The sequence below is a fragment of the Tepidimonas fonticaldi genome (genome assembly GCF_001675355.1).
Taxonomy (GTDB): Bacteria; Pseudomonadota; Gammaproteobacteria; order Burkholderiales; family Burkholderiaceae_C; genus Tepidimonas; species Tepidimonas fonticaldi.
The window spans coordinates 71,450-86,012 of the sequence record NZ_LZDH01000034.1 but is presented as its reverse complement, the minus strand read 5'-3'; the positions used below and the strand labels follow the sequence as shown (position 1 = coordinate 86,012).

Below are 14,563 nucleotides of genomic sequence, written 5' to 3'. Positions count from 1 at the left end.
ACGGTCACAGACCGCCAATGGCCCCCAGCCGTTGCGACAGCCGTTCGGCGGCGGTGCGCAGGGCGTGGGCTTGGGTGCTGCCGGGGCTCAGGTCGAGCAGGGCACTGGGGCCGATGGCGGCAATCGCCAGGGCCAGGCGGCCAAAGCCGTCGAACACCGGCACCGCCATCGCGCTGATGCCGGGCAGCAGCTCGTCGCGCACGCGGCTCAGGCGCTCGCGTCGGATGGCGTCCAGCTCGGCCACGAAGGCCGGATCCTGCAGGGCGTGCGTTTCGCCCTCGCGCGCCAGGGCCTCGGTCACCGCCGCGGGGGGCGCAAAGGCGGCAAAGATTTTGCCCGTGCCCGTGTGGCGCAGCGACGCCGGAGTGCCGTGGCGCATGGCCACGTGCACAGCCGTGGGGCCGTGCTCCACATGCACGATGATGGGGCCCACCGGCCCCCACACCGCGGCCGACACCGTGCAACCCACCGCTTGCGCCAGCGCAGGCAGCTCGGCCACCGCCAGCCGCACCGGGTCCACCTGCTGCAGCCCGATCAGCCCCAGCTGCAACGCCAACGGCCCCAGGCCGTAGTGACCACTGACCGGGTCTTGCTCGATCAGGCCGATCTTGCCAAAGCTCACCAGATAGGGGTGCGCCTTGGCCGCGGCCATGCCCGCGGCGCGCGCCAAGTCCTTCAGCGGCAGGGCCGAGCCGCTGCGCACCAGCGCCTTGAGCAACTGCCCCCCCACCTCCACGCTCTGAATGCCGCGCGGTCCGCGCGACTCGGCCTCGTCGCCCAGACCGCCGTCCGTCGCCAGGGAGGGTTGCCGTGCTGGATTCATGTCCATCATTGTCGGGCCGCCGGTCGGGTCGCGCGGGCGCACCGGCGTCAGGGTTTTCACGTAGTCGAATTCGTTAGACATGGTACAACGACCTCGCGTATCATCCGCGTTGTTGTATGACAAATGCGTTAGGTATGGATAAATTTCCGGCCTGCGCCCACGGAGTCCCCCGATGAGCACCAAAGCCTTTGCCAGCCAGGCCGACCTGCAGGACAAGCAGGTCAGCTTCACGAAGCTGTCCGACCACGCCTACGCCTACACCGCCGAGGGCGACCCCAACACCGGCGTCATCGTCGGCGACGACGCGGTGATGGTGATCGACACCCAGGCCACGCCCGTCATGGCGCAGGACGTCATCCGCCGCATCCGTGAGGTCACCGACAAGCCGATCAAGTACGTGGTGCTGTCGCACTACCACGCGGTGCGCGTGCTGGGCGCCTCGGCCTACCAGCCGGAGCACATCATCGCCAGCCAGGACACCTACGACCTCATCGTCGAGCGCGGCGAGCAGGACAAGGCCAGCGAGATCGGCCGCTTCCCGCGTCTCTTCCGTGCGGTCGAGTCGGTGCCGCCCGGCCTGACCTGGCCGACCATCACCTTCACCGGCAAGATGACGATCTGGCTGGGCAAGCTGGAAGTGCAATTGCTGCAACTGGGCCGCGGCCACACCAAGGGCGACACGGTGGCCTGGCTGCCCCAGCAGAAGATCCTGTTCTCCGGCGACCTGGTCGAGTTCGACGCCACGCCCTATGCCGGGGATGCCTACTTCAAGGACTGGCCGCAGACGCTGGACAACATCGCCGCGCTCCGGCCCGAGAAGCTCGTGCCCGGCCGCGGTGCAGCGCTGCAAACGCCCGAGGAAGTGCAGGCGGGCCTGGCCGGCACCAAGGCGTTCATCTCCGACGTGTACGCCTGCGTCCAGGAAGGGGTGAAGGCCGGCAAGGACCTCAAGACGGTCTACAAGGACACCTACGCGCGGCTGCAGCCGAAGTACGGCCACTGGGTCATCTTCGACCACTGCATGCCGTTCGACGTGACGCGCTGCTACGACGAGGCCACGCAATACCCCGACCCGCGGGTGTGGACCGCCGAGCGCGACCGGCAAATGTGGGAAACCCTGGAAGGCTGATCCCGCACCACCTCAGAGGAGACAGATCATGAAGATCGAACGCATCCATCACGTCGCCTACCGCTGCAAGGACGCCAAGGAAACCGTCGAGTGGTACGTGAAGCACCTGAACATGAACTTCGTCCTGGCGATCGCCGAGGACCAGGTGCCGTCCACCAAGGCACCCGATCCCTACATGCACGTGTTCCTGGACGCCGGCCAGGGCAACGTGCTTGCCTTCTTCGAGCTGCCCAACTCGCCGGCCATGGGCCGTGACGAGAACACGCCCGAATGGGTCCAGCACATCGCGTTCAAGGTGGACAGCGTGGAGACGCTCGAGGCCACGAAGGCGCGCCTGGAGGCGGCCGGCATCCCCGTCGTTGGCGTGACGGACCACACCATCTTCAAGAGCATCTACTTCTTCGACCCGAACGGCCACCGCGTGGAACTGGCGGCCGATGTCGGCACGCCCGACATGTACGGGAAGCTCGATGCGGTCAAGTGGGACATGCTCAACGAGTGGGCCCAGACCAAGCGCGCGCCGAAGCACGCCGCCTGGATGCACGAGAAGGAATTCCACGCGCTCGACTGAGCCGCCCGATTTCCGCGTGACAGTGACCCGTCGGCCGCTTCGCCAGCGGCCTGGGCTGGTTTCGCCCTGAGGAACCCTTGACCATGTTGCACACCTACACCTATCCCAAGTACGAGTATCGGCAGAGCGACGAACAGCGCAGCGGCGAGCGTGTGCGCCACCCCGTGGTGGTGATCGGCGCCGGCCCCGTCGGCATGACCCAGGCCTTGGACTGCGCGGCCCGTGGCATTCCCACCGTGGTGCTGGACGACAACAACACCGTGAGCATCGGCTCGCGAGCCGTCTGCTACGCCAAGCGCCCGCTGGAGATCTGGGATCGCCTGGGCCTGGGTGACGATCTGGTGGCCCAGGGGGTGCAATGGAAGGTGGGGAAGGTGTTCTTCCGCGACGAGCTGGTCTACCAGTTCGACCTGCTGCCCGAAGACCACCACAAGATGCCGGCGATGATCAACCTCCAGCAGTACTACCTGGAGGAGCGGCTGGTGCGCGCGTGCGACGAGTCGCCGCTGGTGGACCTGCGCTGGAAGCACAAGGTGCTGGCGATCGAGACGCACGACGACCACGTGGTGCTGACGATCGAGACGCCCGACGGCATCTTCAAGACCGAGGCGTCGTGGCTGATCGCCTGCGACGGCGCCAGCAGCGACACGCGCCGCATGATCGGCGCGGACTTCACCGGCCAGTTCTTCCAGGACCGCTTCCTCATCGCTGACGTGGTGATGAAGGCCGACTTCCCGACCGAGCGCTGGTTCTGGTTCGACCCGCCCTTCCACCGCAACCAGAGCGTGCTGCTGCACAAGCAGTGCGACAACGTCTGGCGCATCGACTTCCAGCTCGGCTGGGATGCCGACCCCAACGAGGAGAAGAAGCCCGAGAAGGTCATCCCCCGCATCCAGGCCATGCTGGGGCCGGACGTGCCGTTCGAGCTGGAGTGGGTGTCGGTGTACCAGTTCGCGTGCCGGCGCATCGACCGCTTCCGCCACGGCCGCGTGATCTTCGCCGGCGATGCGGCGCACCAGGTCTCGCCCTTCGGCGCGCGCGGGGCCAACAGCGGCGTGCAGGACTGCGACAACCTGAGCTGGAAGCTCAAGGCGGTGCTGGACGGCGACGCGTCCGAGGCCCTGCTGGACACCTACCACGACGAGCGCGCCTTTGCCGCCGACGACAACCTGCTCAACTCCACGCGCTCGACGGACTTCATCACGCCCAAGAGCCGCACCTCGCTGCGCCTGCGCAATGCGGTGCTGGAGCTGGCGCGCACCGAGCCGTTCGCGCGCCCGCTGGTCAACAGCGGGCGGCTGTCGACGCCGACGCCCTACGTGCACTCGCCGCTGAACACGCCGGATGCCGAATCGTTCGCCGGCCGCATGACGCCGGGAACCAACTGCGCCGATGCCCCGGTCGAAGTCGACGGCCGTCCGGGCTGGCTGCTGAACGAGCTCGGCCGGGGTTTCGTCCTGCTGAGCTTCGGGCCCGCCGAGCCGGTGCGCGTCGGCAACGTCGAAGCCGCGGTCTTGCAGGTCGGCCGGGACATCGTCGACCGCGCCGGCGTGCTCACCCAGCGCTACGATGGTCAGCCGGGCACGGTCTACCTGATCCGCCCAGACCAGTACGTCGCAGCCCGCTGGCGCCGCTTCGACCGCGCCGCGGCCGAGGCCGCCCTCGCTCGGGCGCTCGGCCGCAGCCTTGCCTGATCGTCGCCTGACCTCCCGACTGCCAACGCACCGTGAAGCCATGTCTCTGAACCGTCAACCCAACATCGCCGAGCCCGACGCCTTTTACGAGGAACTGATCCACGCCCAGCGCGACCTCCAGGACGAGCAGGCGGAGATGTTCTTGGCCAAGCTCGTGCTGATTCTGGCCAACCACGTCGGCGACCGCGCCGTGCTGTCCGAGGCGATCGCGCTGGCCCGCGCCAACACCCTCGCGACGGCCGGCTGAACGCCACCCCGGCCGGATGCCTTCGAGCGCGATACCCCCGCCCACACCCTTGCCGCCCATGTCCTTGCTCAACGAAACCCACGACCCCGCCCTGCGCAGCTGGGTGGACGGTGCCAACCGCCCGGGTCACGACTTTCCCATCCAGAACCTGCCGTTTGCCAGCTTTCGCCGACGCGATCGCGGCGAATCCTGGCGCGGCGGGGTGGCGATCGGCGACGCCATCGTCGATCTGGCGGCGCTGCACCGGGCCCACCCGTTCGAGGGTCTGGCCGCCGAGGCGCTGGCTGCGGCGGCACAGCCGCAGCTCAATGCGCTGATGGCCTTGGGGCCGCCCCACTGGAGCGCGCTGCGGCTGGCCCTGTCGCGGGCGCTGCGCGAGGGCAGCCCCCAGCGCACCGTCATCGAGCCCTGTCTGGTGCCGCAGGCCGAGGCCGAGTACGGCCTGCCGGCGCGCATCGGCGACTACACCGATTTCTACACCTCGGTTCACCACGCCACCAACATCGGCCGCCAGTTCCGGCCCGACAACCCGCTGCTGCCCAACTACAAATGGGTGCCCATCGGCTACCACGGCCGCAGCTCCAGCATCGGGGTGTCGCCGCAGGCCTTTTACCGGCCGCGCGGGCAGGTCAAGGCGCCGGACGCCGATGCCCCCACCCTCGCGCCCAGCCGGCGGCTGGACATCGAATTGGAACTGGGCGTCTTCGTCGGGCCCGGCAACGCGCTGGGTGACGCGATCCCCGTGGCCGAGGCCGAGGCGCATGTGTTCGGCATCGTGCTGCTCAACGACTGGTCGGCGCGCGACATCCAGGCCTGGGAATACCAGCCGCTCGGGCCGTTCCTGGCCAAGAACTTTGCCACCACGATCTCGCCCTGGGTCTTGACGCTGGAGGCGCTGGCCCCGTACCGTGTCCCCTTCGAGCGGCCGGTCACCGACCCCCAGCCGCTGCCGTATCTGGACGATCCGGCCAACCGCGCGCAGGGGGCGTTCGACATCCGCCTGTCGATCGGCTGGCAGACGCCGCGCATGCGCGAGCAGGGGATGGCCGATCACGTGGTGGCGCAGACCAGCTACCGCCACGCCTATTGGACCGTGGCGCAGATGGTGGCCCACCACACGGTCAATGGCTGCAATCTGCAGCCGGGGGATTTGTTGGGCACCGGCACGCTCTCCGGCCCGACGCTGGAGCAGGCGGCGGCTTTCATCGAGCTCACGCTCGGCGGCAAACAGCCCCTGAGCCTGCCCGGTGGCGAGCAGCGCACCTTTCTGGAGGACGGCGACACGGTCGTGTTGCGCGGCTGGTGCGAGGCGCCGGGCGCGGCGCGCATCGGCTTTGGCGAGTGCCGGGGCACGGTGCTGCCCGCCCGCGGCTGATGATGGGCCCCCACCCCGAGGACCGGCCGCCGGGCCATGGCGTGCCGTTGAACCGGGTATTGCGTTTTGCTATAGCAGTTTGTTTGCCATGGCAATTTTGCAAGCCAACGGCACGCACTACAGTTCATGCGCACGACCGTTGGGCCGACGGTCCCGGGCGCCTAGGGCAAACCCCTAGGTTGGAAATCGACACACCGATTGATTCATTGCAATAATCGTCAGTGTGCTGTTTATTTTCGGCATACCCACCCTCGCGCGGCCACCCGCGCCATCGCAATCCGCAGGAGACATGACATGAAAACCCCCTGGTCGCTTCGTGCACTGACCGTCGCCCTCGGTGGCGCGGTGTTGGCCGGTGCCGCGTGGGCACAGCAGGTGACGCTGCGCGTGCACCACTTCCTGCCCGCGCAGGCCAACGTGCCGCGCCTGGCCATCGAGCCGTGGGCCAAAAAGATCGAGGCCGAGTCCGGCGGCCGCATCAAAGTGCAGATCTTCCCGGCCATGCAGATGGGCGGCACGCCGGCGCAGTTGTTCGACCAGGCGCGCGACGGCGTGGCCGATGTGACCTGGACGGTGCTGGGCTACACCCCCGGCCGTTTCCCGAAGATGGAGGTGTTCGAGCTGCCCTTCATCACCCCGAACAGCGACCGCGCCGGCGAAATCACCTCGCGAGCGGCCTGGGAGTTCGCGCAACGCTTTGCGGCCGACGAGTTCAAGGACGTCAAGCTGATTGCGGTGCACACCCACGGCCCGGGCCTGTTCCACACCAAGCAGCCCGTCACCGGGCTGGAGAGCGTGCGCGGCATGAAAATCCGCGGTGGAACGCGCATCGTCAACAACATGCTGACCAAACTGGGCGCCACGCCCGTGGGCATGCCCGTGCCGCAGGTCACCGAGGCGCTGTCCAAGGGCGTGATCGACGGCACCACCATTCCCTGGGAGGTGGGCCCGTCCCTGCGCGTGCACGAGATGGTGAAGAACCACACCACCTTCGCCGGCGACAAGGCGCTCTACAACATGGCCTTTGCGTTTTCGATGAACAAGGCCAAGTACGAGTCGCTGCCGCCCGATCTCAAGAAGGTCATCGACGACAACGCCGGGGCGGAGACGTCGGCCTTCTTTGGCAAGGCCATGGACCAGGGTGACAAGAGCGGCCGGGAAATCGCCACCAAGGCCGGCAACAAGATCACCCAGCTCGAGCTGGCCGAGACCCAGCGCTGGCTGCGCATCGCAGGCAGCGTGGAGGACGACTGGGTCAAGGAAGTCCGGGCCAAGGGCATCGACGGTGCGCAACTGGCGAGGGAGGCCCGCGCCCTGCTGGCCAAGTACGCCAAGTAAACTGTCGTGCAGTGGGCGCGCGCATGGCGATTCGCCATGCGCGTTTTGCCAACTGCAGCCCCCGCGCCGGGGCGCCTCACAGACGAGAAGATCAACATGACGACTTGGGTATTTCGACTCGCGCGCTGGTCGGCCATCGTGGGCGGCGTGGTGCTGTGCGCCATCACGCTCATGAGCGTGACCAGCATCACCGGCCGGGCGCTCTCCGGCGTGGGGCTCGGACCGGTGCCGGGCGATTTCGAGCTGGTGGAGGTCGGCACCGGCGTGGCGGTGTTTTTGTTCCTGCCGTGGACCTATCTGCGCGGCGGGCACGCGACCGTGGACCTGCTCTACAACCACCTGCCGGCCTTTTTGCAAAAGACGGTCTCGATGGTGTGCGATGTTTTGATGCTGGTCTTGTGGCTGGCACTGACCTGGAAGCTGTGGGACGGCATGCTCGAAAAGCGCGAGTACCTGGAGACCACCTTCATCCTGCAAATGCCGGTTTGGTGGGCCTATGCCGCGTGTTTCGTGGGCGCGGTCATCGGCTGCCTGGCCTACCTCACCAAGACGTTGATCAATCTCGGACTGGCGCGCTATCCCGAGGGTTGGCCGGTCGAATCCGCGGGGGTGCATTGAGATGACGGGAATCGAACTGGCCGCGTGGTCGTTTCCGGTCCTGCTGGCGCTGATCTTCATTCGCGTGCCCATCGGGCTGGCCATGGCCGTGTGCGGTCTGGTCGGGGCGTACCTGGTGTACGGCACCCCCGTGCCGCTGCTCAATCAGCTCAAGCAGGTGACGTTCACCACCTTTTCCAACTACAACCTGTCGGTGATCCCGCTGTTCCTGCTGATGGGGCAGTTTGCCGCGCTGGGGGGGCTGTCGCGGTCGCTGTTCAAGGCGGCAGAGGCCTGGATCGGCCACTACAAGGGCGGTGTCGCCATGGCCGCCGTCGGGGCATGCGCGGGCTTTGGGGCCATTTGCGGCTCCTCGCTGGCCACGGCGGCCACCATGGGGCAGGTGGCCTTGCCCGAGCTGCGGCGGGCCGGCTATTCCGGCGCCCTGTCCACGGCCTGTCTGGCCGCGGGCGGTACGCTCGGCATCCTCATCCCGCCGTCGGTGGTGCTGGTCATCTACGCCATCCTGACCGAGCAGAACATCGCCAAGCTGTTCCTCGCGGCGTTCGTGCCGGGCATTCTGGCCGCCGTCGGCTACATCATCGTGATTTCGATTTATGTGCGCCTCAAGCCCGACAGCGCCGGGCGCATGGCGCCCGTGCCCATGGCCGAGCGCTGGAAAGCCCTGGGCAGCACCTGGCCGGTGATCGTCATCTTCCTGTCCGTCGTGGGCGGGATTTACACCGGCCTCTTCACCCCGACCGAAGGGGCCGCGGTCGGCGCCTTCGGCACCGGGTTGGCGGCGTGGCTGGCGGGCGGGCTCAATGCCAAGACGCTGCGCGAGGCCATCTACGGCACCGCCATCGCCACGGGCATGATTTTCATGATCGTGCTGGGCGCGGGGCTGTACAACACCTTCTTGGCGCTGTCGCAACTGCCGCAGGAACTGGCCCAATGGGTCATCGGCCAGGGCCTGAGCCCGTGGCTGGTGCTCACCCTGATCCTGGTGATTTATCTGCTGCTGGGCTGCGTCATGGACTCGCTGTCCATGATTTTGCTCACCATCCCGATCTTCTTCCCGATGATCATGGGGCTGGACTTCGGCATGACGCCGGAGGAGACCGCCATCTGGTTCGGCATCCTGGTCCTGATCGTGGTGGAGGTCGGTCTGATCACCCCGCCCGTGGGCATGAACCTGTTCGTCATCAACAACATGGCGCGCAGCGTGCCGATCGTGCAGACCTACCGCGGGGTCATGCCGTTCGTGATCAGCGATCTGGTGCGCACGGCCATCCTGGCGGCCTTCCCCAGCATCACCCTGTTTGCGCTGTGGATAACGTCGTGAGCGATGCCGCAGAGACCGAGCCGGCGGTCACGCGCGTCGGCCTGGTCGGGCTGGGGGAGGTGGGGACGATCCTGGGCCGGGCCCTGGCTCCCCAGGGCCTGCGTTGGCTGGGTGGTTGGGACGTCAAGCTCGCCCACGCCGACACCCGCGACGAAGTGCTCGCGCGCGCCCAGGCGGCCGGCGTGCAGCCGTGCGACGGCATGGCCGCGCTGTGTGCGCAGGCCGAATGCATCGTCTGCGCCGTGACGGCCGCCAACACGCTGGCCGTCGCGCAGGAGGCGGCCCGGCATCTGCGGCCGGGCACCTGGTTTCTGGACCTGAACTCCGCCTCGCCGGGCACCAAGCAGCAGGCGGCCGCCGCCATCGAGGCGGCCGGTGGGCGCTACGTGGAGGCCGGGGTAATGACCTCGGTGCCGCCCTACGGCATTCGCGTGCCCATGTTGCTGGGCGGCCCCCACGCCGCGGCGTTGCAGCCCATCGTTCAAGGCTGGGGCATGCAGGTGCAGGTGGCGTCCGACCGCCTGGGCGTGGCGTCGGCCACCAAGATGTGCCGCAGCGTCATGATCAAAGGGCTGGAGGCCCTGGTCATCGAGAGCTTCACCGCGGCCCGCCACTACGGGGTGGAGCAGGCGATGATCGCCACGCTGCAAGAGACGTTTCCGGGCATCGACTGGCCGGCGCAGGCGGCCTATTTTTACAGCCGGGTGGCGCAGCACGGTCAGCGTCGCGCGGAGGAGATGCGCGAAGTCGCCCGCACCGTGGCCGAGGCGGGCTTCGAGCCGCTGATGGCCCGTGCCATCGCCGACAAGGACGACTGGATGGCGGCGCAGCGGCGCGCCGGCGCGTTTGCCGGGGTCAGCGATCCGGCGGTGTGGCAGCAGTGGGCGGATGCGCTGCTGGCGGCACGGCGCCCGGGCGACGATCCGATGCCCCGTTGATCGCGCCCAGGCGTTCCTGGCACAGCGCGCGGATCACATCGGCGGCGGCCTGCTGGGTGCGCGTGCCGGGCCGGTGGGCGCTGCTGACCAGGGCCACGCGCGGGCGCAGCTCCGGCTGGGTGATCGGGCGGGTTTGCAGGGCGCTTGGCCGCGTCCAGCTCGCCACCGCATGGGACGACAGGATGGCGCAGCCCAGCCCCTCGGCCACCAGTTCCAGGATCGCGGCCACGCCGTCGATTTCCAGCACCACGTGCGGCTTGTGCCCCAGCGCCGCCAGGGCCGTCTCCACCTGCATGCGCAGCGCGTTGGGGCGGCTGGGGATGATCAAGGGCAGGGCGGCGACGTCGGCCAGGGGAATGGGCAGCGGCGGATCGTCGGCCAGGCCCGGCGGTCGGGCCTGCACCAGCGCCAGCGTCCCGTCGAACAGGGGCTCGACCTGGTGGTCGGCCGACACGGGCGGGTTGTAGACCAGCGCCAGGTCGAGCCGGCCTTGGTGCACCTGGTCCCACATGGCGGCGGACAGGCCCTCGGCGATGGTGAGCGTGGCTTCCGGCAGGGCGCGGCGGAAGGCGCGCGTCAGGGGCACCGCCAGCAGCCGGGCCAGGCTGGGGGGCAGGCCGATGGCCACGCGCCCCGCCAGCGCCCCGCGCACGCGGCCCAGCTCCTCCCGCGCGCGCTCGACCTGGTGCAGGATGCCGCGTCCGTGCGCCAGCAGCACCTGGCCGGCCTCGGTCGGGACGGCCCCGCGGCCGTTGCGCAGCAGCAGGTTGTGGCGCAGCTCCACCTCCAGTTGGCGGATTTGCCGGCTCAGCGCGGGTTGGGCGACGCCCAGGGCATGCGCCGCGCGCGTGAAGCTGCCCAGCTCGGCCACGCGCACGAAGTATTCCAACTGCTTCAGATCCACGGCTGTCCCGCCGCGTCGGCGGCTCCTATAGATACAAAATTGCGATACCAGATAGACTGCTAAGCGTATTCTGGCATAACCCAATCCGCGCCAGAATGGTGCCCTGTGACCCGCGACACCGCCATTCCGTCCATGCCCCATTCCCTGCCGTCGGCCGTAGTTCCACCCCCCTTGCGTGGCCTGTCCTCCATGGCGACGCGGCTGGTGCTGGCCGACTTGGTGGACGCGTGGCGCGCCGCGGGCGGCGGCCCGGTGGAGATCGAATCGCTGGGCGGGGTCGATGCCGCCCGCCGCGTCGAGGCGGGCGAGCCCGTGGATGTGGTGATTTTGGCGGCCGATGCCATCGACCGCTTGATGGCGGCCGGCCATCTGCTGCCCGGCAGCCGGGTCGATCTGGTGCGCTCCGACGTGGGCGTGGCGGTGCGCGCCGATGCCCCGGCGCCGGACATCGGCACCGAGGCCGCGGTGCGTGCCGCGGTGTTGGCCGCCCGGCGCATCGGGTATTCGACCGGCCCGAGCGGGCAGGCGCTGGCGCAACGCTTTGCGCGCTGGGGCATCGCCGACCAGGTTGCGCCCAAGCTGGTGGTGCCCCCGCCGGGCGTGCCCGTGGGCACGTTGGTGGCGCGGGGCGAAATCGATCTCGGCTTTCAGCAACTGAGCGAACTCATCCACGTCGAGGGCATTCGGTTGCTGGGCACGCTGCCGCCCGAAATCGGCATCGTCACCGTGTTTTCCGGGGCCGTGGCCCGCACCAGCCAGCACCCCGAGGCGGTGCGTGCGCTGCTCGCCTTCATGGCCTCGCCAGCGGCCGAGGCCGCCAAACGCCGCCAGGGCATGCGCCCGGCGTGATCCCCGTCCGATTCCCCAGGAACCCCCCATGCGACCCCCGCTCGTCATCGACGTCCACGGCCACTACACCACCGCGCCGAAGGCGCTGGAAGATTGGCGCAACCGGCAGATCGCCGGCCTGCAAGACCCGGCCGTCGCGCCCACCGCGGCCGATTTGCACATTCCCGACGACGCCATCCGCGAATCGATCGAGACCAACCAGCTCGCCAAGATGCGCGAGCGCGGCAGCGACCTCACCGTTTTTAGCCCGCGCGCCAGCTTCATGGCGCACCACATCGGCGACTTCAACACCTCGGCCACGTGGGCGGCGATCTGCAATGAGCTGGTCTACCGCGTCACGCAGCTGTTCCCCGAGCATTTCGCCGGCGCGGCGATGCTGCCGCAGTCGCCCGGCGTCGATCCGCGCACCTGCATCCCCGAGCTGCGCAAGTGCGTCGAGCAGTACGGCTTCGTCGGCCTCAACCTCAACCCCGACCCCTCCGGCGGCCACTGGCGCGAGCCGCCGCTGACGGACCGCTGGTGGTACCCGATCTACGAGGTGATGGTCGAGTACGACATCCCGGCGATGATCCACGTCAGCACCTCGTGCAACGCGTGCTTCCACACCACCGGGGCGCATTACATCAACGCCGACACCACGGCCTTCATGCAGCTGATCCAGGGCGACCTGTTCAAGGACTTTCCGACGCTCAAGTTTCTGATTCCGCATGGTGGCGGCGCCGCGCCTTACCACTGGGGCCGCTACCGTGGGCTGGCGCAGGAGCTCAAAAAGCCGCCGTTGCAGCAACACCTGCTGGGCAACGTGTTCTTTGACACCTGCGTGTACCATCAGCCGGGCATCGATTTGCTGACCAAGGTCGTGCCGGTGGACAACATCCTGTTTGCCAGCGAGATGATCGGCGCGGTGCGCGGCATCGATCCCGAAACCGGCCACCACTACGACGACACCAAGCGCTACGTGCTGGCCACGCCGCACCTGGACGATGAGGCGCGCCGCAAGGTGTTCGAGACCAACGCGCGGCGGGTCTTCCCGCGCCTGGACGCCAAGCTCAAGGCGCGCGGCCTGTGACCCACCCCCACTGACGCAGGAGGACTCCCGATGCACTACGAACTCGGTGTCGTGTACCGCCGCATTGAGCGCGCCCCACGCGATGTCGCCGACGCGCTGGCTGCCTTTGGCAGCGCCACCGTGCACGAGGCCATGGGCCGCGTTGGCCTGATGAAGCCCTACATGCGCCCGATCTACCCCGGCGCGCAGGTCGGCGGCACGGCGGTCACCGTGCTGCTGCACCCCGGCGACAACTGGATGATGCACGTGGTGGCCGAACAGATCCAGCCCGGCGACGTGGTCGTCGCGGCCCTCACCGCGGAGTGTTGCGACGGCTACTTCGGCGACCTGCTGGCCACGAGCTTTCAGGCGCGCGGGGCGCGCGCGCTGGTGATCGACGCCGGCGTGCGCGACGTGCGCACGCTCACCGAGATGGGCTTTCCGGTCTGGAGCAAGTGCATCAGCGCCAAGGGCACGATCAAGGCCACGCTCGGCTCGGTCAACATCCCGGTGGTGTGCGCCGGCGCGCTGGTGAATCCGGGTGACGTCATCGTCGCCGACGACGACGGCGTGGTGGTGGTGCCGCGCGACAAGGCCGCCGCGACGCTGGAGGCGGCACGCAAGCGCGAGGCCGCCGAGGCCGACAAGCGCGCCCAGCTCGCCGCGGGCGTGCTGGGGCTGGACATGTACGACATGCGCCCGGCGCTGGCCAAGGCCGGCCTGCGCTACGTCGATTGAGCGGGAGGGCAGCATGGACCGACCCACCACCGGTGGCTTTGTCAAAACGCCCGGCTGGCTCGACTGGTACGACGGCCCGAGCCAGCCGCACTTCCAGTTGCCCCCCGGCGCCGTGGACGCCCACTGCCACGTCTTCGGCCCGGGCGAGCGTTTCCCCTACGCGCCCGAGCGCAAATACACCCCCTGCGACGCCAGCAAGGAGCAACTCTTTGCCCTGCGTGACCACCTGGGCTTTGCGCGCAACGTCATCGTGCAGGCCACCTGCCACGGCGCCGACAACCGCGCGTTGGTGGACGCCTGCGTCGCCAGCGGCGGGCGGGCGCGTGGCGTGGCCACCGTGCGGCGCAGCGTCACCGACGCCGAACTGCAGACCCTGCACAGCGCCGGCGTGCGCGGCGTGCGCTTCAATTTTGTCAAGCGCCTGGTGGACTTCACGCCCAAGGACGAGCTGCTGGAGATCGCGCAGCGTATCGCGCCGCTGGGCTGGCACGTGGTGGTGTACTTCGAGGCGCAGGACCTGCCGGAGCTGTGGGACTTTTTCACCGCGCTGCCCACCACCGTCGTCGTCGACCACATGGGCCGCCCGGACGTGACGCAGCCGGTGGACGGAGCGCAGTTCGGGCTGTTCCTGCGCCTGCTGCGCGAGCACGAGAACGTCTGGACCAAGGTCAGCTGCCCGGAGCGGCTGTCGGTCTCGGGCCCGCCGGCGCTGCCGGGCCGCTGCGGGCCCGAGCAGCCGCCGTACGCCGACGTGATCCCGTTCGCGCGCCGGCTGGTGGAGACCTTCCCCGACCGCGTGCTGTGGGGCACCGACTGGCCGCACCCCAACCTGAAGGACCACATGCCCGACGACGGGCTGCTGGTCGACTGGCTGGCGTCCATCGTCCCGGACGAGGCGCACCTGCGCCGGCTGCTGGTGGACAACCCGATGCGCCTGTACTGGCCCGACGAGTGGAAAGGAGCCTGA

Annotated in this window: 15 protein-coding genes; 13 read left to right on the top strand and 2 right to left on the bottom strand. The window is 68.7% G+C overall.

The features are described 5' to 3' along the window. Positions 1 to 4: 4 nt before the first annotated feature. Entirely contained in the window at positions 5 to 829 is an 825-nt protein-coding gene (locus A9O67_RS03900; RefSeq protein ID WP_068607641.1) for an IclR family transcriptional regulator, read from the bottom strand. A 166-nt stretch (positions 830 to 995) separates the two neighbouring features. Here A9O67_RS03900 and A9O67_RS03895 point away from each other — a divergent pair, with 166 nt between their 5' ends. The 9 genes from A9O67_RS03895 to A9O67_RS03855 all read left to right on the top strand — a co-directional run bounded on the left by A9O67_RS03895 (position 996) and on the right by A9O67_RS03855 (position 10,057). Continuing rightward, positions 996 to 1,952 carry an MBL fold metallo-hydrolase gene (locus tag A9O67_RS03895; protein WP_068607529.1) on the top strand — a complete coding sequence of 319 codons (957 nt, stop codon included), beginning with the start codon at positions 996 to 998 and terminating at the stop codon, positions 1,950 to 1,952. A 28-nt stretch (positions 1,953 to 1,980) separates the two neighbouring features. Then, the gene (locus tag A9O67_RS03890) at positions 1,981 to 2,523 is read left to right on the top strand and encodes a VOC family protein (RefSeq protein WP_068607526.1); all 543 of its coding nucleotides are present in this window, start codon (positions 1,981 to 1,983) and stop codon (positions 2,521 to 2,523) included. 83 nt (positions 2,524 to 2,606) lie between these two features. Next, on the top strand, positions 2,607 to 4,217 hold the full coding sequence (locus A9O67_RS03885) for an FAD-dependent oxidoreductase (protein WP_068607524.1): 1,611 nt from the start codon (positions 2,607 to 2,609) through the stop codon (positions 4,215 to 4,217). Positions 4,218 to 4,257: 40 nt separating this feature from the next. Continuing rightward, positions 4,258 to 4,464 carry a DUF2783 domain-containing protein gene (locus A9O67_RS03880; protein ID WP_068607522.1) on the top strand — a complete coding sequence of 69 codons (207 nt, stop codon included), beginning with the start codon at positions 4,258 to 4,260 and terminating at the stop codon, positions 4,462 to 4,464. Between the two features lie 58 nt (positions 4,465 to 4,522). Next, on the top strand, positions 4,523 to 5,839 hold the full coding sequence (gene fahA, locus A9O67_RS03875; protein WP_068607520.1) for a fumarylacetoacetase: 1,317 nt from the start codon (positions 4,523 to 4,525) through the stop codon (positions 5,837 to 5,839). A 294-nt stretch (positions 5,840 to 6,133) separates the two neighbouring features. Continuing rightward, entirely contained in the window at positions 6,134 to 7,177 is a 1,044-nt protein-coding gene (locus tag A9O67_RS03870) for a TRAP transporter substrate-binding protein (RefSeq protein WP_068607518.1), read from the top strand. A gap of 96 nt (positions 7,178 to 7,273) precedes the next feature. Then, a complete protein-coding gene (locus A9O67_RS03865) occupies positions 7,274 to 7,795 on the top strand; it encodes a TRAP transporter small permease (RefSeq protein WP_068607516.1) in 522 nt (173 codons plus the stop codon). A gap of 1 nt (position 7,796) precedes the next feature. Next, the gene (locus A9O67_RS03860) at positions 7,797 to 9,119 is read left to right on the top strand and encodes a TRAP transporter large permease (protein WP_068607514.1); all 1,323 of its coding nucleotides are present in this window, start codon (positions 7,797 to 7,799) and stop codon (positions 9,117 to 9,119) included. Further along, positions 9,116 to 10,057, top strand: coding sequence for an NAD(P)-dependent oxidoreductase (locus tag A9O67_RS03855; RefSeq protein ID WP_068607512.1), 942 nt, complete (start codon positions 9,116 to 9,118; stop codon positions 10,055 to 10,057). Before A9O67_RS03860 ends, A9O67_RS03855 begins: the two co-directional genes overlap by 4 nt. On the opposite strand, the gene A9O67_RS03850 is transcribed toward A9O67_RS03855, so the two are convergent. Further along, positions 9,975 to 10,961 (bottom strand): LysR substrate-binding domain-containing protein, encoded by a 987-nt coding sequence (locus tag A9O67_RS03850; protein ID WP_068607510.1) that lies wholly within the window; start codon positions 10,959 to 10,961, stop codon positions 9,975 to 9,977. The genes A9O67_RS03855 and A9O67_RS03850 overlap by 83 nt on opposite strands. Positions 10,962 to 11,150: 189 nt before the next feature. Between A9O67_RS03850 and A9O67_RS03845 the strand changes: the two genes are divergently transcribed. From A9O67_RS03845 to A9O67_RS03830, 4 genes are read left to right on the top strand one after another with little or no spacing between them, the layout of a single operon-like run. Continuing rightward, complete coding sequence (locus tag A9O67_RS03845) at positions 11,151 to 11,810, top strand: substrate-binding domain-containing protein (protein WP_068607508.1); 660 nt, start codon at positions 11,151 to 11,153, stop codon at positions 11,808 to 11,810. Positions 11,811 to 11,838: 28 nt separating this feature from the next. Next, positions 11,839 to 12,879, top strand: coding sequence for an amidohydrolase family protein (locus A9O67_RS03840; protein ID WP_068607506.1), 1,041 nt, complete (start codon positions 11,839 to 11,841; stop codon positions 12,877 to 12,879). 30 nt (positions 12,880 to 12,909) lie between these two features. Then, on the top strand, positions 12,910 to 13,596 hold the full coding sequence (ligK, locus tag A9O67_RS03835) for a 4-carboxy-4-hydroxy-2-oxoadipate aldolase/oxaloacetate decarboxylase (protein WP_068607504.1): 687 nt from the start codon (positions 12,910 to 12,912) through the stop codon (positions 13,594 to 13,596). A 13-nt stretch (positions 13,597 to 13,609) separates the two neighbouring features. Further along, entirely contained in the window at positions 13,610 to 14,563 is a 954-nt protein-coding gene (locus A9O67_RS03830) for an amidohydrolase family protein (RefSeq protein WP_068607501.1), read from the top strand.

Bases quoted from the DNA above. Each gene is read 5' to 3' on its own strand.
- A9O67_RS03900 (WP_068607641.1), bottom strand. From the start codon at position 829: ATGGACATGAATCCAGCACGGCAACCCTCCCTGGCGACGGACGGCGGT.
- A9O67_RS03895 (WP_068607529.1), top strand. From the start codon at position 996: ATGAGCACCAAAGCCTTTGCCAGCCAGGCCGACCTGCAGGACAAGCAG.
- A9O67_RS03890 (WP_068607526.1), top strand. From the start codon at position 1,981: ATGAAGATCGAACGCATCCATCACGTCGCCTACCGCTGCAAGGACGCC.
- A9O67_RS03885 (WP_068607524.1), top strand. From the start codon at position 2,607: ATGTTGCACACCTACACCTATCCCAAGTACGAGTATCGGCAGAGCGAC.
- A9O67_RS03880 (WP_068607522.1), top strand. From the start codon at position 4,258: ATGTCTCTGAACCGTCAACCCAACATCGCCGAGCCCGACGCCTTTTAC.
- fahA (WP_068607520.1), top strand. From the start codon at position 4,523: ATGTCCTTGCTCAACGAAACCCACGACCCCGCCCTGCGCAGCTGGGTG.
- A9O67_RS03870 (WP_068607518.1), top strand. From the start codon at position 6,134: ATGAAAACCCCCTGGTCGCTTCGTGCACTGACCGTCGCCCTCGGTGGC.
- A9O67_RS03865 (WP_068607516.1), top strand. From the start codon at position 7,274: ATGACGACTTGGGTATTTCGACTCGCGCGCTGGTCGGCCATCGTGGGC.
- A9O67_RS03860 (WP_068607514.1), top strand. From the start codon at position 7,797: ATGACGGGAATCGAACTGGCCGCGTGGTCGTTTCCGGTCCTGCTGGCG.
- A9O67_RS03845 (WP_068607508.1), top strand. From the start codon at position 11,151: ATGGCGACGCGGCTGGTGCTGGCCGACTTGGTGGACGCGTGGCGCGCC.
- A9O67_RS03840 (WP_068607506.1), top strand. From the start codon at position 11,839: ATGCGACCCCCGCTCGTCATCGACGTCCACGGCCACTACACCACCGCG.
- ligK (WP_068607504.1), top strand. From the start codon at position 12,910: ATGCACTACGAACTCGGTGTCGTGTACCGCCGCATTGAGCGCGCCCCA.
- A9O67_RS03830 (WP_068607501.1), top strand. From the start codon at position 13,610: ATGGACCGACCCACCACCGGTGGCTTTGTCAAAACGCCCGGCTGGCTC.